We start from the raw sequence: 19,326 nt of genomic DNA on the forward strand, positions 1-19,326 counted from the left end.
CGCGATCGGCTGCGAAGCAGTCGCAAAATGGCTGGATTCACTATCGCAGGAAGGTCCTTCGTGTCGGACGCCACCCCGGCCTATCGCGGGCAAGCGCGCGCCTACAGTTTGCTACGCGGTTGCAGACGGGGCGGCTGGGGTCCGCCTATCAATGCCCCGCCGGCGGTCCCGCCTTCGCCGTAAACGGTGGTTTGGCCATCCACACCAGCACGATCAAGCCCATAAAAGCCCAGCCCAGCATGTGGAAGTAGTCGACGGTCGACATCATGTACGCCTGGCTGTTGAGCATCCCCTCAAGCTGCGCGTAGGCTTGACTGCCCGCCCCGCCCAGATTGTTCAGCGCGTCGCGAGTCGCGGGCTCATAGGTGCTGATGTTTTCGCTCAAATAGGCATGGTGCTGATTCGCCCGCCGAATCCAGATCCAGGTGGTGAGCGATGCGGCAAAACTGCCCCCCAGGTTCCGCAGAAACGTCGCCAGCCCCGAACCGTCGGCGATCTGATCAGGCGGCAAGTCAGACAGCAAGATGGTCAACGTCGGCATGAAGAACAGCGCCACGCCAGCCCCCATGAAGAGTTGCACCAGCGCAATATGCTCAAAATCAACCTGATTGGTGAAATCGGCACGCATGAAGCAGCTCAGCCCTATCGCAAAGAACGCCAGCCCGGCCAGCAGTCGCAGGTCGAATTTGTGCGCGTATTTTCCGACAAAAGGCGACATCAGCACCGGCAGAATACCAATGGGCGCCACCGCCAGCCCGGCATAGGTCGGGGTATACCCCATCTGTGTCTGTAGCCATTGCGGCAGCAGCAGGTTGATGCCGAAGAATCCCGCATAGCCCCCCACCAAGGTGATGGTCCCGATGCGGAAGTTACGGAAGGCGAACAGGCGCAAATTGACGATGGGGTGCCGGTCGGTCATTTCCCAGATGATAAATATCGCCAGGAAGACCACTGAAATGATGGTGCCTATCACGATGAAGCTGGACGCGAACCAGTCCAGGTCATTGCCCTTGTCGAGCACGATTTGCAGCGCACCCACACCCACAATCAATGTCAGCAGGCCGACGTAATCCATGGGCTGACGGCTGGTAACCACCGGCCGCGTGCGCATTTGTGTACGCACTACGAACGCAGCGAACAGGCCGATTGGGATGTTGATGAAGAAAATCCATGGCCAGCTGTAGCTGTCGGTGATCCATCCGCCGAGGATCGGCCCGGCAATGGGCGCCACCACCGTGACCATCGCCAGCAATGCCAGTGCCATCCCCCTTTTGGCCGGGGGATAGACCGCAATCAATAGCGTCTGGGTCATGGGGTACAGCGGACCGGCGACCACGCCTTGCAGCACGCGAAAGCCGACCAGCTCGGGCATCGACTGGGAAATCCCGCACAAAAACGACGCCATCACGAACAGCACGGTGGCCCAGATAAACAGTTTTACCTCACCCACCCGACGGCTAAGCCAACCGGTCAGCGGCAAGGCGATCGCGTTACTGACCGCAAACGAGGTGATGACCCACGTGCCCTGCTCCGAACTCACCCCCAGATTACCGGAGATGGTCGGCAAAGCGACGTTGGCGATGGTGGTGTCGAGCACCTGCATAAAGGTCGCCAGCGACAGGCCGATGGTGCACATCAACAAACTGGGCGGCGTAAAAGAGGCCGGGGCGGTCGAGCTCATCGCGAATCCTTTAACACTTGAACGTCGCTCCGGCCAGAAGGCCGGAGCACACGGATTGGCGAATCAGCGCTGAACCGTTCGGCTGTTGTTGGCGCTGTTATCGTGGATTAAACGCGTGATCAGGGCGTCGGCGTCAGCCAGTTGTTCCTCGTAGATACGGGTACTGAACGAGGCCTTCTGCGGCGGTTGCTGTGCCAATACCGGGCCACTCTGATCGTGCAGGTTGACGTTGACCACGGTCGACAGACCAATGCGCAACGGATGCTCTTTCAACTGCTCAGCGTTGATGTGAATCCGCACCGGCACGCGCTGTACGATCTTGATCCAGTTACCCGTGGCGTTCTGCGCTGGCAGCAAGGCAAACGCGCTACCCGTGCCAGCACCCAGGCTGTCAACCGTGCCGCTGAACTTCACGTCACTGCCGTACAGATCGGACTCAATGTCCACCGGCTGACCGATGCGCATCTTGCCCAGCTGGGTTTCTTTGAAGTTGGCATCGATCCACAGCTGATTCAGCGGGATCACCGCCATCAACGCGGTGCCGGGTTGAACCCGCTGGCCCAATTGCACGGTGCGCTTGGCCACGTAGCCGGTGACCGGGGCAATCAAGGTGCTGCGGGCGTTACCCAGGTAAGCCTGACGCACCTGCGCGGCAGCCGCTTTCACATCCGGGTGCGAGGACACCACCGTGTCGTCCACCAGCGCGGAGCTGGTAGCCAATTGCTGCTGGACGTTGTTCAACGCATTTTGCGCGGTCGTCAGGTCATCGCGGGCATGGGACAACTCTTCCTGAGAGATCGCCCCGCCTGCGGCAAGATTCTTACGGCGGTTGTAGTTATCCTGGGCTTTCTGCACCTCGGCCCGTTGCGCGGCCAACTGAGCCCTCATCCCGTCGACATTGCTGTAAAGACCGCGCACCTGGCGCACCGTCTTACCCAGATTGGCTTCGGCGCTTTGCAGGCTGACTTCGGCATCACTCGGGTCGAACTGGATAAGCACCTGGCCCTCACGGACCAGATCGCCATCGTCCGCGCCGATGCTCACCACCGTCCCGGTAACCAGCGGCGTAATGGCCACCACGTTGCCGTTTACGTAGGCGTCATCGGTGCTTTCGTTCCAGCGCCCGTAGATTTCATACCAGCCCCAGATACCGAGACCGCCGAGGATCACCAGCATCAGGACCACCAGCAGCCAGATCTTGCGCTTGCGCGGGTTCTGATCCCGATCTTTGTTCTGAACTGCGTTCTGAGCTTTTTGGTCGTGTACAGACGTCTTTTCGGTAGCGGCAGTAGCCATGACGATTACCTTGAGTTATTCAGTCAGCGAAGCGGTTGATGAGGTGTTCAGGCCTTGGCTTTCACCCTGAAAGCCTCCACCCAGTGCCTGCATCAACTGGATCGACAAATCGATTCGTTCGGCGTTGAGATCCGCCAGTTGGCGTTGTGACTGGAGCAATTGCTGTTCAATGCTCAGCACATCGAGGTAGTTGCCTATCCCCGAGCCAAATCGTTGAACCACCGTGTTGTAGGAGTCTTGAGCGATGTCGGTGGCGCGTTGCTTGGCGTCGATCTGACCACCGATGGCACGCAGTTGAGAGAGCGTGTCGCTGACATCACCCAACGCCCGAACCAGGTTTTTGTTGTACTGCGCGACGGCCAGGTCGTAATCGGCATCGCGAGCATCGAGATCGGCGCGCAGACGCCCGCCATCGAACAACGGCAAGGACACGGCAGGCGCGATATTGAAGAAGCGGCTGGCCGAACCGAACATCGCGTCACCCAGCAAAGACTCGGTGCCTGCGGCGGCACTGAGGTTCAGGTTCGGGTAAAAACGGGTTTTGCCAGCGACAATACTTTTGCTCGCGGCTTCCACCCGCCAACGCGCGGCCACCAGATCGGGACGACGCCCGAGCAGCTCAGCTGGCAGCGCCGACGGCAAGGCGACTGCGCTGGGCTGAAGAATAGTCGGGCGGGCGATGTCTTCACCCCGGTCCGGCCCTTTGCCCAGCAACACCGCCAAGGCTATTTTCGCGCTGTGCAGGCGTTTTGCCGCATTGATCAGTTGCTCTTCAGAACTGGCTTCGAGGCTTTCGGTCTGCTGGAACTGATAGCGACTGTCGATCCCGGACTTCAGACGACGGTTACCCAGCTCAAGCATTTGCTGGGTGCGTTTCAGGTCTTCAGCCGCCAGGTCATGGACCACATGGGCCTGACCAAGGTCGCTGTAGGCGCGGGCAACGTCGGCGGCGAGGGTCAGTTGCGCGGCTTGCCGATCGACTTCGGCGGCACGCGCCTGACCCAGGGCAGCTTCCCACGTGGCGCGTTGGCCGCCCCACAGGTCGAAGGTGTAATTGAAATTCACACCCAGATTACGCACGGTAGAGTAGGTGCCGCCCTCGCCTGTCGGGCTCTGATCGCTGGACAGACGTGACCGCGTGATACCCCCTTCAGCGTCGACAGTCGGCATCCGCGCGGCGTCGGCGGCATACGCCGTGGCACTGGCCTGATGCGCCCGGGCGCTGGCGATTTGCATGTCGGGGCTGTCGCGCAAGGCTTCGCGGATCAGACCATCAAGTTGCGGATCACCGAGGCTTTTCCACCAATCGCTTTTTGGCCAGGCGGCGGGCGACAACGTCACGCCATCGAGCGTCTGCGCGGCCTGGAGGTTTTTCGCATCCAGGCGTGTGCCTTCGGTGCCAAGACCACGGTAACTGGCGCACCCGGCCAGGCTCATGGCGAGAAACACCAGACTCAATGAGGTCCGCAGGGTCACGTTACTCATTTCGCACCTGTCGCTTTAAAACCCAGGCGGGCAATGGTGATCTGATCATCGGCCGCTACCAGCACCTTGGTCAGTATCTGCTCAAGGCTCTTCAGTTCGGCCGGTTCGAGCGCACCCAACAGCTCGTTCATGGCCTCGGCACCGATCTGCGGAAGCCGGTCCGAAAGCGTTTGTCCCTCTTCGGTCAACGCCAGATGTACCTGACGCCGATCAGTGTCCGAGCGGGTGCGGGTGATCAGCTCTTTTTGCTCAAGACGGTCCAGCATGCGGGTCATTGAGCCACTGTCGAGCGACAGGTGACGGCACAGCTCGGCCGGGGTGTCGGCAGCAAACTGGGCAATGATAACCAGCACTTTAAACTGCGATGCGGTCACACCGTAGGGCACCAGATGCGTGTCCAGCAGGCGGTCTTTGAGCGCGTTCGTGCGCCCGATCAACAGACCCATGAGACCGGAGTTGAAGTTGTCAGACGTGAAATGCTTCATCGAGCCACCAAAAAGCTGCCTAGGCAGAGAGTTGGCGAAATATTACTGCCTAGGCAGCGAATGTCAACGCATTAATTAGCAAGCTTACTAACTGAATGACAAACGATCCCACTCTCACGACGACTCAAGAGAGGGGATCGATTGATAGCAGAGGGTCAACGAACGTGGAGGGACCGAGGCGTCAGTGCGCTTCTTCCAGTTCATCATGAAGCAGACCGAAAATTTCGCGCTTCATGTCGATGAATGAACGCTCCATGACCATGTCCAGAGTACGAGGACGTTCGATCGGCACATCAAGAATCTGCTTGATACGCCCGGGGCGCGCGCCCATGACATAGACGCGATCACCCAATAGGATGGCTTCGTCAATGTCGTGGGTGACGAACAGTACGGTCTTTTTGCTATGCCCCCAAACCCGCAACAGCAATTGCTGCATCTGCAGGCGGGTCTGGCTGTCGAGTGCACCGAAGGGTTCATCCATCAGCAAAATCTGCGGATCGTTGGCCAAGGCACGAGCAATGGCGACTCGTTGCATCATGCCGCCGGAGAGTTGTTTGGAGAAGTTGTCGGCAAACTGCGTCAACCCGACTTCGTTGAGGTAATAGTCGACGATTTCCTTGCGCTGGGCGGCGGGCATTTTCCGCCGTTTAAGGCCGAACTCGATGTTCTGCCGTACGGTTAACCATGGAAACAATGTATAGCCCTGAAAGACCATGCCGCGGTCGGCGCCCGGCCCTTCCACACGCTCACCGCCGACATAAATCTCGCCTTCCGTGGGCTCCGCCAGCCCTGCCGTGAGGTAGAGCAAGCTCGACTTGCCGCAGCCGGACGGCCCGACCAACACCGCGAACTGCTGGTCGGGAACCTCGAAGGAGACCTGCTCCAGCGCGGTGAAGGTGCCGCCACTGGGGCTTTGATAGCGCAGGCTGACATTGTCCACTTGCAAGCGTGGCGCAGCGTGCGATGAAGGCATGGCCGGTGGCGTGACAACACGTGGTTTCGCTGCAGTTACAGAGCCCATGCGGCCACCTTCAGTCGTAGGAATCGGAACAGTTGATCGGTGATCAGCCCCAACAGGCCAATGATCGCAATCGCCAGGAAAATCACATCCACCTGGAAGCCACGCATGGCTTTCAGGCTCAAGTAACCCAAACCGCTGGAGGCGGCCACCAACTCGGCAACCACCAGGTAGGTCCAGGCCCAGCCCATGGTCACTCGCAGCGTATCGAGCACGCCCGGCAACGACGCCGGGGCGATCACATGCACCACCGCGTCCCGGCGGCTCGAACCCAGGGTGTAGGAGGCGTTGATCAAGTCCTTGGAAATGCCTTTGGACACGTCGGCGATCATCACCAGTTGCTGAAAGAACACCCCAAAAATAATCACCGAGACCCGCTGCTCCAGACCGATCCCGATCCAGAGAATGAACAGCGGTACAAAGGACGTCACCGGTAAGTAGCGGATGAAGTTGACCATCGGTTCAAGGAACGCCTGAACAATACGAAAGCTGCCCATCAGCAAACCCAGGGGCACCGCCACCAGGGACGAGACGATGAACCCCACCATCACCACCTCCAAGCTGGCCCAGACATGCAGCCCAAGCGTGCCGTCACGGCTTAACCGCACTGCGGCGTCAAAAACCGCCCCCGGTGTCGGCAGAAACATGCCCGGCACCACGCCGCCGTATGACAATCCGGCCCACAGGCCGATCAATAACAGCCAGGCCAACCCGCCTGCACTCCAGATCAATTGCACCGGCAGCCCGGTCTTGGGCGTAATACAACGGTTCAGCCATGAATTGCGCTTGGACATGCTGAGCTCCTATCGCGGGGTAACAAACCGGCTGTCGACCAGGTCGTCATAGCTGACGTTGAAAGGCTTGCCCTGCAGCTCGCTGGCGGTTTCATTTGCCAGCTTGATCACGGTAGAGCCCTCACCCGGCTTGCCCGGCGAACCCAACAATTTCTCGCTCATGGCCTGATCGTAGAAACGCACACCTTTGGCGGCGGCAGCCAGCTCTGCAGGATCGGCCAGGTAACCGCCGACGCCCTTGGCCATGATGGTGTATGCCTCTGTCGGGTGGTCCTTGGTGTACTGCACCGCTTTGTACAAGCCCGCAACCAATGCCTTGACGTCACTCGGTTGTTTTTCGATGACGGAACAGTTGAGGGCTACCACGTCAACGATTACACCGGGGGTCGAGCTGCTGTCGATCAACACCTTGCCTTGTTGCTTGGAGCGCACCAATGAGAGATGCGGTTCCCACGTCACGGCAGCGGGCACACGACCGGCAATGAATGCGGTGGCGGCATCGTCAGCGGTCATGTTCTGCACGGTGATGTCGCTCATTTTCATGCCGTTCTTTTTCAACAGATAAGACAGCCAGAACTGCGACACCGAACCTTCGTTCACCGCCACGGCTTTGCCCTTGAGCTCCTGCAGACTGTTGACCTCCTTGCCCACTAACACGCCATCGCCGCCATGGCTTTCATCGAGCGCGGCAACTGCTCTGAAGCAGAACTGCGGACGATACTTGAGCACTTCATCGAGGGTCGAGGCCGACCCGGAAAGCTTGCCCGAGGCTTGGGCGGCCATGTACATCGAGGCTTCTTCAATGACCGGCAATTCGACGGTCAGGCCGTTTTCCTTGAAGTAACCCAGTTCCTGGGCCAGGTACAAGGTGCCGTAGCCGACCCAGGTGGTATGACCGATAGACAGCGTTCCGGCCTGGGCGCTGGTGGCGACACCGACAGCGATGGCGGTCAGGGCAAGGGGACGAGCAATGCGTGTTAGCAAGGGCTTGATCATGAAGGCACTCCCACAGTTATTGATTTAGTTTTGTCTTGCGGGGCAGTACGGCCAATGGCCTTGAACGGGTGCGACGTACGGTCTCTGATGGACCTTGAAGTGCCAGTCGTTGGCTGACTGGCGTGGTCGATGTTGGCCTAAGCCAAGGGATAGGAAAAATACTAAATATGTCTTTGCGAACGATGAAAAACCTCATCAGCCCGCACTGCAAAAGGGCGCCGTAACCGCCAATGCCCGGGGTGGGTGCGGTTTTGATAGAGGGGTATGCAGAACACTACTTTTGCGAGTGAACCCGCTTCCGTTGAGGCTCGACAAAGCGCCTCCGCGAGAGCGAGTTTATTCGCGAATGGCGTGACGCGGCCTTCCTGAGACGCTGCCTCCAGAACGCAAGCGGGCCTCCTCCCCATGCTCCTGCACGATCATCTCCGCAGCCTTCTCGCCGATCATGATGCACGGTGCATTGGTATTGCCGCTGACCAGTGTCGGCATGATCGAGGCATCGGCGACGCGTAGCTTGCTGAGACCATTGACCTTCAACTGGGGAGTGACCACGCTCATCGCGTCCACCCCCATTTTGCAGGTGCCTACCGGATGGAACACCGTGGCTGCGTGTTGCCGGACGTACGCCAGCCATTGCTCGTCCGTCTGCACCTGATCACCCGGCAGTATTTCCTTGCCGCGCAGGCCGTCAAAGCTTGCGTCCGCGAGAATCCTGCGAGCCAGTTTCAGGCCCTCGATCAGTACCCGGGCGTCGTCCATGTCGTCGAGAAAGTTGTAATCCAGCTCAAGCTGGCGATTCTTGCCCAGACGCAGACTGCCGATGCTTTTGGGCCGCAGCACGCACGTGTGGATCGCGTAACCGTGCCCCCATTCGAACAACCGACCGCGATGGCTGCGATAACCCGGCACAAAATGAAACTGCACATCCGGCAGCGCGTCCGCTAACGGCGTTCGCGCAAACCCGCCCGCCTCAACATAGTTGGTGGTGAGCCAGCCGGTTTTTCGCCAAAGGTACTTGAACGGCGACAGCAACACCGTGGGCAGCGACCCTAGGGAAAAGCCCAGCGTCAGCGGGCTCGGCGAGCGCACCGTGACCAACCCGTCGAGGTGATCCTGAAGGTTCTTGCCAACCCCGGGCAGGTCGACCTTAACGGCGATGCCGGCCGCTTCCAGCTGGGCTTTGGGCCCGACACCGGATTCCAGAAGAATCTGCGCCGAGCCGATTGTGCCCGCACACAGCAACACTTCCCGGCTGGCGCCAAGCCGCAACGACTGGCCGTTCATTTCAACCAGCACGCCTTGCGCCGCGCCGTTCTCGATGACCAGCGAGCGCACCTGACAATCACTCAGCACCGTCAGGTTAGACCGCTGCAATATCGGGCCGACAAAAGCGCGATAACTGCTCAGGCGCTTCGCCTCTTTTTGCGTCAAGTTATAGAGGCCAGCGCCTTCGAGGGTCGCACCATTAAAGTCATCGTTGCGCCGTAAGCCTATGCGCCCGGCGGCTTTGACAAACAGTCGCGACAGCGGATTGGGATCACGCGCCGAATCAACGCACAGCTCGCCCTGGGTGCCGTGGTAGTTCAAGTCCTGGTCCAGCAGGTTGCGCTCGGATTTTTTGAACAGCGGCAGCACCTGCGCCCAACTCCAGCCGTGACAACCCAGTTGCGCCCAACGGTCGTAATCAGCTGATGCGCCACGGATGTAGATCATGCTGTTCATCGACGTCGAGCCGCCGAGCACCTTGCCTCGCGGGCAATGCAACGACCGGTCGTTGAGTTGTGCTTGCGGCGTGGAGTGGAAGTTCCAGCTGTAGGTCGGGCTTTTATAGAGCGTGATGGTCCCGGCTGGCGTCTGGATACGCGGGCTATTGTCATGCCCACCGGCCTCGATCAGACATACCCGCCAGGCCGGGTTGGCACTCAAGCGGTTTGCCAGCACACAGCCCGAGGACCCCGCGCCGACAATAATGAAATCGTACTGCTGTTCAGCGATGGTCATAAGCGCTCTCTCAGATCCGTATCATGTTGCGACCGCATGGAGGGCAAGCCCGCGATACGGTCCGCAGGGCCGTCCTCAGAGCCGACCCAACTCCTCGGCGGTGCGGTCTACCGCACGCCGGGTTTTCTCGATCAGTTCATCGATTTCAGCGTGAGTAGCCACCAAGGCCGGGGCCATGATCATCCGCCCCAGCGTTGAGCGAATAATCACGCCTTCCTCAAAGCCCAGGGTCCGGCAGCGCCAGGCAATGTCGTTTTCATTGGCAAAGCGTTTGCGCGTGGCTTTGTCCTCGGCAAACTGCAAAGCCGCCAGCATCCCCACCCCCTGGATATCGCCCACCAACGGATGCGCGCTGAACACTTCGCGCAGACACTGCTGCAGGTACGGGCCGATATCGGTTTTCACCCGACTGACTACGCCCTCGTCCCGCAACGCCTTGAGGTTGGCAATGGCGACCGCCGCTGCCACCGGGTGCCCGGAGTAGGTCAGGCCGTGAGCGAACACACCGCCCTGCTCCACCAACACTTCGGCCATGCGCCGGGACAGCACCAGGCCGCCCATGGGGATGTAGCCGGACGTCAGGCCTTTGGCGATTGACAGGGTGTCCGGTTCAAAACCGAAATATTCATGGGCGAACCATTCGCCGGTGCGACCGAAACCGCCGATCACTTCATCGGCACACAGCAGCACATCGTATTTGCGGCAGATGCGTTGAATCTCCGGCCAGTAGCTTTCAGGTGGAAAGATCATCCCGCCTGCGCCCTGGAACGGTTCGGCGACAAAGGCCGCCACCTTGTCCGCGCCCAACTCGAGAATCTTCTCTTCCAACTGCCGGGCGGCGCGCAGACCGAACTCGGCCGGGCTCAAATCGCCTTCGTGGGCATACCAGTAGGGTTCGTCAATGTGCGCGACGTCGGGGATCATCCCCCCCATCTCATGCATGAACTTCATGCCACCGAGCGCAGAACTGGCCAGGGTCGAACCGTGGTAACCGTTCCAGCGACCGATCATGATTTTCTTCTCGGGCTTACCGAGGATCGTCCAGTAACGCCGCACCGTGCGGATCAGTACTTCGTTGGCCTCGGAGCCGGAGTTGGTATAGATCGCATGGCTGTAGTGGTCGGGCAACAGGCTGAACAGCAGTTCCGACAGCTCAATCACCGACGGGTGCGTGGTGTGGAAAAACAGGTTGTAGTACGGCAATTGCTCCAACTGCCGGGTGGCTGCGGCAGCCAGGTCCTTGCGCCCGTAACCCAGATTGGTGCACCACAGCCCGGACATGCCGTCCAGGTAACGCTGACCATCGTTGTCCCACAAATTCAGGCGGTCCCCCCTGACCATCACGCGCGGCCCTTCAGCGTTCAAGGCCTTTTGATCGACAAACGCATGGATGTGGTGGGCGGCATCGGCTGCCTGGTAGTCGCGGGTTTCACGTTGGATCGTCATCGCCAGATCTCCCTTTTTATAATCAGCGCAGTTGAAACCAGGTGGTCTTCAACTGGGTGTATTTGTCGAATGAATGCAGGGACAGGTCGCGGCCGAAACCGGACTGTTTGCCGCCGCCAAACGGCACCGTCACGTCCAGCGCGTCGACGGTGTTCACTGAAACCGTACCGGCACGCAATTGCCGCGCCACGCGATGGGCGCGGTTGAGGTCGTCGGTCCACAGTGAAGCGGCCAGGCCATACACGCTGTCATTGGCCAGTTTCAGGGCGTGGGCCTCGTCATCGAAAGCGCTGACCGCCAGCACTGGACCGAAGACTTCCTCGCGAAACAGGCGCATGTCCGCTCGCACGTCGGTGAAGATGCAGGGCGTAATGAAGTTGTCGGAGCCATTGAACGTCTGTTTCCGTCCGCCGCAAACCCAGCGTGCGCCCTGCTCCTGGGCGCCGTGGATGAAATTCATAATGCGTGCGGTCTGGCGGCTGTCGACGATGGCGCCGAGTGTGCTTGCCGGGTTCAGCGGATCGCCCGGCTGCCAATACTCGGCATGAGCCTGCAGGCGCTCGACGAACTGATCATGGATTGAACGCTCGACCAGTAACCGCGAATTGGCCGAACAGACTTGGCCCTGATTGAAGAAGATACCGAAGGCGGCTTTTTGCGCAGCAAGGTCGAGGTCCTGGCAATCGGCAAAGACCAGGTTCGCGCTCTTGCCGCCGCATTCCAGCCACACCTGTTTGAGGTTGGATTGTGCGGAATACTGCATGAACAATTTGCCGACTTCGGTGGAGCCGGTAAACACCAGGCAATCGACATCCGGGTGCAACCCCAAGGCCTTGCCTGCTTGCTCACCCAGGCCAGGCACCACATTCAGCACCCCTTCGGGCACACCGGCTTCCAGCGCCAACTCGGCCAGGCGCAACGCGGAGAACGGCGATTGCTCGGCAGGTTTGAGCACCACCGAATTGCCTGCGGCCAGCGCCGGGGCAAGTTTCCAGGCGGCCATGTCCAGCGGGAAGTTCCACGGGACCACGGCCGCAACCACCCCAAGCGCTTCACGGGTGATGGTCGCGAGCACATTCTGCGCACTCGGCGCGACCTGGTCGTAGAGCTTGTCGAGGCTTTCTGCGTACCAGCGAAATACCCCGGCAGCACCCGGCACATCGACGTTGTAGGCGTCCATCACCGGCTTGCCCATGTTCAGCGAGTCCAGAAGCGCCAGTTCTTCACGGTTGGCCATGATCAAGTCGGCCAGGCGCAACAGCACCTGTTTGCGTTCAGTCGGTGAACGCGCCGACCAACTGCCCGACTCGAACGCCTGACGAGCACTGAGCACTGCGGCATCGACCTCTTCCCTGCCGCACGCGGCCACCTGCGCCAGGCACGCTCCAGTGGCGGGGTTGATCGCAGCGAAGGTCTGCCCCGACTGCGCGACCACCTGACGGCCGCCGATCAATGCGCGGTCACGAAAACGCAGCATTGCGGCCTGGCGTTGCCAATATTCAAGTTCGAACACCTTCAGACTCCTTTTACCGGGCGCACTCGAATCGGCGCGCGGGCTCGTGGGTTCGATGGTGGCTGAACCCGGCAACGAGGAAAAATATTAAATATGTGTTCGCAGGCCATGAAAAAACTGGGCAGCCGACAGGCCTGGTCGTGGGCTTTAGTCGCTAAAGTGCGTAGGTACCAAGGTGCGACGGTGTGCAAATTGCTTGTACTTGAAGCGGGGTCATTACGTGCTTCGAAATCACCCACACACCCTATTGAACGAGGTTCGCTGTGGCTGCTTACAATCTGCGTCAACTGAAGTACTTCATCACCACGGTCGAATGCGGCAGTGTCGCCGAGGCCTCGCGCAAGCTGTACATCGCACAGCCGTCGATTTCCACGGCGATCAAAGGGCTGGAGGAAAGCTTCGGCGTGCTGCTGCTGATCCGTCATCACGCCCAAGGCGTTTCACTGACCCCCAGTGGTGCACGCTTCTACCGTAAGGCGCAGGAATTGCTGCGCATGGCCAAGGAATTCGAACAGAACGCACTGGCCGACAATGATGTGGTTGCCGGACAGATTGATATTGGCTGCTTCGAAACCGTCGCGCCGTTGTACCTGCCGCAGCTGATTGCCGGGTTCAATGCGCTGTATCCGGGGGTGGAGATCCGCATCCGCGACGGCGAACAACAGGAACTGGTGCAGGGCCTGACCTCTGGCAGTTTCGACCTGGCGATTCTGTATGAGCACGACCTGGACAGCACCATCGAAACCCAGCCGCTGATGCCTGCGCAACGCCCCTACGCGCTGTTACCCGCCGACCATCGTTTCGCCCAGCAAGCCCAGGTTTCGCTGCGTGACCTGTGTCTGGAACCGATGATTTTGCTGGATGTACAGCCAAGCCGGACGTACTTCGTCAGCCTGTTCGAAGAACTGGACCTGACACCCCGCATCGCGTTCAGCTCGCCATCAATTGAGATGGTTCGAGGCATGGTTGGCCAGGGCTTCGGCTTCTCGATCCTGGTCACCCGCCCGCACTCGGAATGCACCTACGACGGGAAGAAGGTGGTGTGCGTGGACATCGTGGAAGATGTCACCGGCTCAGGGCTGGTGGCCGCCTGGCTCAAGCGTGGGCAACTGACCAAACCGGCACAGCTGTTTGCCGATTACTGCTGTGAACAGCTGACGGCAAAATCCCAACAGCCTTGAACCCATCACAGTACAAAGACCCAATCGTCAATCCGGCACACGCAACCACTGCACCAACCGATCAAGCATTCGCTCACAGCCCTGCATCTGCTCGACAGTGACGAACTCGTCCGGCTTGTGGCCCTGCTCCATGCTGCCCGGCCCGCAGACCACGGTGGGAATGCCGGCTTCGTCGAACAACCCACCTTCCGTGCCAAAGGCCACCGTGCCGAAATCGCTGGAACCGCTAAGCCGGGCAATCAGTTGAGCGGCAAACCCTTGTGGATCGGTCGCCAACCCAGGGTAGCCACTCAGCGACTGAAAACGGATGGCGGTCTCTGGACGCACGGCCTGCATCCTTGGCAACAGTTCTGCTTCGGCAAACGCTTGCAGTTCCGTCACCACCTGCTGCGGATCGAAGCTGGGCAAGGCCCGCACCTCGAAATCGAACTCACACTGCGCCGGGACGATATTAAGCGCCGTGCCGCCATGAATGATGCCGGTCTGCACGGTTGACCACGGCGGATCGAAACGCGAGTCATGGGCCTCGACCCGCGCCAACGCCTCACCGATGTGCCCCAACTTGCCGATCAGGCGGGCCGCATATTCGATGGCATTTACCCCTTGCGGTGCATACGCAGAGTGACAGGCCGCACCCTGGACGCAGCAACGCATGGCCAGCTTGCCTTTATGGCCGAGCACCGGTCGCAACGCTGTCGGCTCGCCGATAATGCACGCCAGGGGTTTGGGCTCGCGCTGCGCCAATTCGGCTAATAAGGAACGCACGCCGAGGCAGCCGACTTCTTCGTCGTAAGAAAACGCCAGGTGCAGCGGCACCCGTAGTGGTCGTGCGACAAAGTCCGGCACGGCGGCCAACACGCAGGCTATATAGCCTTTCATGTCCGCCGTGCCCCGGCCGTACAAGCGCCCGTCACGCTCACTCAAGGCGAACGGGTCGACAGTCCACGGCTGGCCGTCCACCGGCACCACGTCGGTATGGCCGGACAAGACAACCCCCGGGCGCTCGCCGGGTCCGATGCTGGCGAAGAGATTGGCCTTGGTCTTGTCCTCGTTGAAGAACACTTCGCTGACCACGCCAAAACCCGCGAGGTAGTCGCGGATGAATTCGATCAAGGCCAGGTTCGACTCACGACTGACGGTATTGAAGGCGATCAGCCGTTCCAGCAGCGCATGACTTTTAAACAGGTTCATTCATCACCGGGGACGCCATACCGAGGGGCGCGAGTCGGGTCCAACGCACGGATAACGTAGTCATCCATCTGTGGACGATAGGCTTGCCAGAGTTGATCCAGTTGGCCTATCGGGTCGTGTTCCGCCCAGTCCACCCGCAGGTCCACAATCGGCCAGAGCAAATCGCTGACCACCGACAATGCCGCCGAATGCACCGGGCCGGCTTCACCGCCAGCCGCCATGGCAGCGTGCATGGCCGCCAGCAGACGATCGGCCAGCGCTTCACCGTTTGTTGCCTCGAAAGCGGCGACCATCGCCGAGATGACCGCTGTATCGGCCAATAGATTTCCGGCAGCCACGCACTGCTCGCCCGCCAGCGCATTGTGCAGACCCAGCGCCTGATTGCCGGTGAACAGCGCCGTTGCGCCGTGCTGGTCAATCACTGCCACCTGCCGGTATTGGCTGAAACCATGCCGGGTCAAAGCTTTATCCAGCGCAACACTCGCGCTCTCCCCGGCCTCCAGCAGGTCAAGAATTTCCGGACCGAGCGCGGGTAGCGTGATGTTCTGGGTCGCCACGGCCCCTGCCCCGGCCCGTAGCCACGGGCAACGTGCGCCCACGGCGATACTTGACGAGCTGATGGCGATACCGAACTGCCCGGTTTCGGCACAACGGCCAACAATGGAGAAGGTCATTGTGTGTTTCCTGCGTCCGGGATGACTGCGATGACGTCGATTTCCATCAACCATTCGGCTTGGCCGAGACCGGCGACCACCAGCCCGGTAGAAATCGGAAACACGCCCTTGAGCCACTTGCCGACAACCCGATACACCGGCTCGCGAAAGCGCGGATCGGTGATGTAGGTGGTGGTCTTGACGATATGGCTCAGGTCGCTGCCAGCTTCTTCGAGCAATTGTTTGAGGTTTTTCATCGCCTGTTCAGCCTGGGCAGCAGGATCGCCAAGGCCGACCAACTGACCTTCGAAATCGGTACCGACCTGGCCCCGCACATACACCGTGTTACCCGCCACAACGGCCTGACACAAATCGTTGTCCAGGGTCTGGTTCGGGTACGTCTGTTTGGTATTGAACATCCGGATACGCGTGTGAGTGGGTGTGCTCATGCTGGGAACCTGCAAAAAATCGTCAGGGCCTGGCCGCTAAAAGCGGCCAGTTCTAATAGGTGGATCAGGCTTTCACCGCCAGCTTGGGCGGCATTACCGGCGCAGCGGCTACCGGTTTGGCTTTGTTGCCCATGACACGTTCGGAAAGGCCGGCAGACTTGCGCACGAAATCCAGAGGGCCGTCCCAGTCGAAGTTGCGATAGACCGCCGCCAAATGCGCGAACGGCGGCGATTGGGCAAACAGCTGGAAGGTCAGTCGATGCCCGGCGTAATCCGAATTCATCAGGTCGCGGGCGAAAGCCAGCAGCTTGCGGCGGTCTTCGGCGACCCAGTCTTCATTGACCGAGTAATACTTGTTCAGCCACTTGCCCGCTTCCGGGTGTTTGAAACTGGCGGCGTCCGGGGTCACGCAGATCTGCCCGCCGCACAATTCGCGGGCGATGTGGGTCATGTTGTGCAACTGCGAGGTTGCCAGCACGCGCCCGGTGTACAGCAGCGACTGGTTGGGCATCAGCAAACCGCCGGGGCTCTTCTCCGCCAACGCGATGGACGCGGTCAGGTGCGCATTGATCCCTTCGCGATAACAGGCCAGTTGTGCGAGCTTTTCCTGTACCGCCTGCTGATTTTCCAGGCCGGTCTGACGGGCATTGAACAGCGCCGCCCCGATCAGCATGTCTGCCACTTTCAAGTTGCGCTGCACAAAGGCGAATGCGCTGTAGCGGTGCAAGGTTGAACGAATGAAGGTCGCGGCTTTGGTGTGCTGGTAGAACAGCACGTTTTCCCAAGGGATCAGGACGTTGTCGAAAATCACCAGCGCATCGACTTCATCGAAACGGTTGGCCAATGGATAGTCATCATCGCTGCCACGCCCGGCAAAACCGCTGCGACAGATAAATTTCAGCCCCGGCGAACCCAGGTCGCAAATAAAGCCGACGGCATAGTTCGACAGCTCGGAGTTACCCCAGTTGGCGATGGTCGGTTTAGTGAACGCCTGGTTCGAATAAGCGGCAGCGGTCTCGTACTTCGCGCCGCGAACGATAATCCCGGCATCGGTTTCCTTGACTACATGCAAGAGCATGTCCGGGTCCTGATCCTGCGGACGCTTGGATCGGTCGCCTTTGGGGTCGGTGTTGGCCGATACGTGGAAGGTGTCGCTGTAGAGCACCTTGTCGATGTGATTACGAATATTGGCCGAAAACTGCGGATTGACCTCGTTGAGCACATCCTGGCCGTCGAACAGCGACCACATTTCACCGACCGTTTCGTCACCCACACGGGTAACCACACCACCGATATCGTTGAGCACCGCATCGGTGGAATTGCGTTTATCCCACCAGTCCTGCTGGGTACGCGGCAGCTTCAAGCCAATGGCATGGGATTCACCGCTGGCGTCCTGATAGGTCATTTTGCTTTTGGTGGCGGCATCATGCTGCATGTCATAGATGCGGGCCCGAATGTCCACCAGCGGTTTGAAGGCAGGGTGTGAAGGAACGTCCAGCACCCGCTCGCCATTGATGTAAACCTCACGGCCGTCGCGGATGGAGTCGCGATACTGCTCACCTGTTCTGATCATTGTGAATCCCCATGATGTGCCAACGGTTGTTTGCGCCGGGCGCTGTGTCTGGGGGCATTCTGTTCATGAGGTCGGGCACAAATAAATTAGGTTATTTGTGGTTGTTGCCTAGCTAAAAGCTGGCCTTCAGCTTTTTAGGGTCAAGCCAAACAAATTAAGTAATTTCGGTATTGAGCGTCCACTCGCAGAATCAAGCCATCTCCCAGCGACAAAGAGGATGTGCGCAATGAATACTTCCGTGCGGTTTCAACCCGATGATGTCAGCGTGCTGACCGCCGCGACCCTTGCGGCCACCCCGGCCGAATTCATTGCTGCCATGGGCAAATGTGCCACGGGAGTAACGGTGATCACCACCGACGGTGCCGGTGGTCGATTTGGCGTAACCGTTAGCGCGATGACCTCGGTCTCGGCTGAACCACCGTTGTTGCTGGTGTGCGTGAACCGCAACAACCTGGCGTCGAAAGCCATTGATCAGAACGGCTGTTTCTGCGTCAACGTGATCGAAACCGAACAGCAGCCGGTGGCCCAGGTGTTTGCCGGGCAGATCAAACTGGAAAACGGCGACCGCTTTGCCTGCGCTGACTGGACCCAACACACGACGGGCGCGCCCCTGCTGGACAACGCGCTGGCCAGCTTTGATTGCCATATCGAACAGCAGATGGATCTAGGGACCCACACCGTGTTCATCGGCAAAGTCGTGGCCGTCAAAAGCCGTGAAGGGGCGCCGCTGGCCTATTCACACAGAAAGTTCTGCGGGCTGCAGGCGCTTGAAGGCCTTTAATCGCGGGACAACTGGCTCGGAATACCACTGTGGAAGCGGAACTCGACATCGGGACTGTCGATGAGACTGGCTTCGAGCACCCTGACTTTTTCGACGGTCCGCTCGACGTCAGCGGCTTCACCGTATTGATAGGCCAGCTTGAGGTAACCCTGGAAATGCCGGGCTTCACTTTTCAGTAACCCGTCATAGAAGCAGCCCAGCTCTTCATCCAGATACGGCACCAAGGCTTCGAAACGCTCACAGCTTCGCGCTTCGATAAACGCACCCACCACCAGCGTATCGACCAGTTTAACGGGCTCATGGGTCCGCACCGCCGCTCTCAGCCCAGAGGCATAACGACTGGCTGACAAGGCGCGCCATTCGATTTTGCGCTTTTTCATCAGCCGCAAGACCTGTTCATGGTGCACCAACTCCTCACGGGCCAAGCGCGACATCATCATGACCAGGTCAGGATACGAACCGTATTTGGCGATCATGCTCATGGCCGTGCTGGCGGCCTTGAACTCACAGTTCTTGTGATCAAGCAGCATCTTTTCCTGATTGACCAACGCCGCCTCAATCCAGCCCGCGGGGGTCCTGCACCCTAGAAACTCATGGATTTCAGGCAGCACGGGCGTCCTCGAAACCTTGGTTACAGGATGTGAAGCGTCGATTTCAGGGTTCAGTTGCATAGGCTCACAGCACGGCTGGGTGGGCAAAACGCAGCATTATACGAGGGCGGAGCGAATGAACCAGCGCCTTGCAGCAGATTTGACCTGATCTGGATCAACAACCCGGTCGGCA

Annotated in this window: 17 protein-coding genes; 2 read left to right on the top strand and 15 right to left on the bottom strand. The window is 59.6% G+C overall.

Annotated features, from left to right (window positions below; all coding sequences use genetic code 11):
- Positions 1-148: 148 nt before the first annotated feature.
- From K0F75_RS08780 to K0F75_RS08825, 10 genes are all read right to left on the bottom strand, one after another.
- Positions 149-1,681 (bottom strand): DHA2 family efflux MFS transporter permease subunit, encoded by a 1,533-nt coding sequence (locus K0F75_RS08780; protein ID WP_219061483.1) that lies wholly within the window; start codon positions 1,679-1,681, stop codon positions 149-151.
- 63 nt (positions 1,682-1,744) lie between these two features.
- Positions 1,745-2,977, bottom strand: coding sequence for an HlyD family efflux transporter periplasmic adaptor subunit (locus K0F75_RS08785; RefSeq protein ID WP_219061484.1), 1,233 nt, complete (start codon positions 2,975-2,977; stop codon positions 1,745-1,747).
- A 15-nt stretch (positions 2,978-2,992) separates the two neighbouring features.
- Positions 2,993-4,462 carry an efflux transporter outer membrane subunit gene (locus K0F75_RS08790; protein WP_219061485.1) on the bottom strand — a complete coding sequence of 490 codons (1,470 nt, stop codon included), beginning with the start codon at positions 4,460-4,462 and terminating at the stop codon, positions 2,993-2,995.
- Positions 4,459-4,947: a MarR family winged helix-turn-helix transcriptional regulator gene (locus K0F75_RS08795; protein ID WP_219061486.1), complete on the bottom strand. Its 489-nt coding sequence runs from the start codon at positions 4,945-4,947 to the stop codon at positions 4,459-4,461. The genes K0F75_RS08790 and K0F75_RS08795 overlap by 4 nt, the downstream gene beginning before the upstream one ends.
- A 181-nt stretch (positions 4,948-5,128) precedes the next feature.
- Complete coding sequence (locus tag K0F75_RS08800; RefSeq protein ID WP_219061487.1) at positions 5,129-5,968, bottom strand: ABC transporter ATP-binding protein; 840 nt, start codon at positions 5,966-5,968, stop codon at positions 5,129-5,131.
- Positions 5,956-6,759 carry an ABC transporter permease gene (locus tag K0F75_RS08805; RefSeq protein ID WP_219061488.1) on the bottom strand — a complete coding sequence of 268 codons (804 nt, stop codon included), beginning with the start codon at positions 6,757-6,759 and terminating at the stop codon, positions 5,956-5,958. Before K0F75_RS08805 ends, K0F75_RS08800 begins: the two co-directional genes overlap by 13 nt.
- Positions 6,760-6,768: 9 nt before the next feature.
- Positions 6,769-7,755, bottom strand: coding sequence for an ABC transporter substrate-binding protein (locus K0F75_RS08810; RefSeq protein WP_219061489.1), 987 nt, complete (start codon positions 7,753-7,755; stop codon positions 6,769-6,771).
- 336 nt (positions 7,756-8,091) lie between these two features.
- Positions 8,092-9,756: a GMC family oxidoreductase gene (locus K0F75_RS08815; protein ID WP_219061490.1), complete on the bottom strand. Its 1,665-nt coding sequence runs from the start codon at positions 9,754-9,756 to the stop codon at positions 8,092-8,094.
- Between the two features lie 75 nt (positions 9,757-9,831).
- Positions 9,832-11,202 carry an aspartate aminotransferase family protein gene (locus K0F75_RS08820; RefSeq protein ID WP_219061491.1) on the bottom strand — a complete coding sequence of 457 codons (1,371 nt, stop codon included), beginning with the start codon at positions 11,200-11,202 and terminating at the stop codon, positions 9,832-9,834.
- Positions 11,203-11,224: 22 nt separating this feature from the next.
- Positions 11,225-12,715 carry an aldehyde dehydrogenase gene (locus K0F75_RS08825; RefSeq protein ID WP_219061492.1) on the bottom strand — a complete coding sequence of 497 codons (1,491 nt, stop codon included), beginning with the start codon at positions 12,713-12,715 and terminating at the stop codon, positions 11,225-11,227.
- A gap of 263 nt (positions 12,716-12,978) precedes the next feature.
- Between K0F75_RS08825 and K0F75_RS08830 the strand changes: the two genes are divergently transcribed.
- On the top strand, positions 12,979-13,896 hold the full coding sequence (locus K0F75_RS08830) for a LysR substrate-binding domain-containing protein (protein ID WP_219061493.1): 918 nt from the start codon (positions 12,979-12,981) through the stop codon (positions 13,894-13,896).
- Positions 13,897-13,923: 27 nt separating this feature from the next.
- On the opposite strand, the gene argE is transcribed toward K0F75_RS08830, so the two are convergent.
- From argE to K0F75_RS08850, 4 genes are all read right to left on the bottom strand, one after another.
- Positions 13,924-15,087, bottom strand: coding sequence for an acetylornithine deacetylase (argE, locus tag K0F75_RS08835; protein WP_219061494.1), 1,164 nt, complete (start codon positions 15,085-15,087; stop codon positions 13,924-13,926).
- Complete coding sequence (locus tag K0F75_RS08840) at positions 15,084-15,761, bottom strand: DUF1028 domain-containing protein (protein WP_219061495.1); 678 nt, start codon at positions 15,759-15,761, stop codon at positions 15,084-15,086. Before K0F75_RS08840 ends, argE begins: the two co-directional genes overlap by 4 nt.
- Positions 15,758-16,189, bottom strand: a complete 432-nt coding sequence (locus K0F75_RS08845; protein ID WP_219061496.1) for a RidA family protein — start codon at positions 16,187-16,189, stop codon at positions 15,758-15,760. Before K0F75_RS08845 ends, K0F75_RS08840 begins: the two co-directional genes overlap by 4 nt.
- Positions 16,190-16,253: 64 nt before the next feature.
- Positions 16,254-17,762: a 4-hydroxyphenylacetate 3-hydroxylase family protein gene (locus K0F75_RS08850; protein ID WP_219061497.1), complete on the bottom strand. Its 1,509-nt coding sequence runs from the start codon at positions 17,760-17,762 to the stop codon at positions 16,254-16,256.
- A gap of 226 nt (positions 17,763-17,988) precedes the next feature.
- On the opposite strand from K0F75_RS08850, the gene K0F75_RS08855 reads away from it, so the two are divergent.
- Positions 17,989-18,543, top strand: a complete 555-nt coding sequence (locus K0F75_RS08855) for a flavin reductase family protein (RefSeq protein WP_219061498.1) — start codon at positions 17,989-17,991, stop codon at positions 18,541-18,543.
- On the opposite strand, the gene K0F75_RS08860 is transcribed toward K0F75_RS08855, so the two are convergent.
- Positions 18,540-19,214 carry a tRNA isopentenyl-2-thiomethyl-A-37 hydroxylase MiaE gene (locus tag K0F75_RS08860; protein WP_219061499.1) on the bottom strand — a complete coding sequence of 225 codons (675 nt, stop codon included), beginning with the start codon at positions 19,212-19,214 and terminating at the stop codon, positions 18,540-18,542. The two genes, K0F75_RS08855 and K0F75_RS08860, sit on opposite strands and share 4 nt — an antisense overlap.
- Positions 19,215-19,326: the final 112 nt, after the last annotated feature.

Origin of the sequence: Pseudomonas sp. UMAB-08 (assembly GCF_900095225.1) — a bacterium.
Taxonomy (GTDB): domain Bacteria; phylum Pseudomonadota; class Gammaproteobacteria; order Pseudomonadales; family Pseudomonadaceae; genus Aquipseudomonas.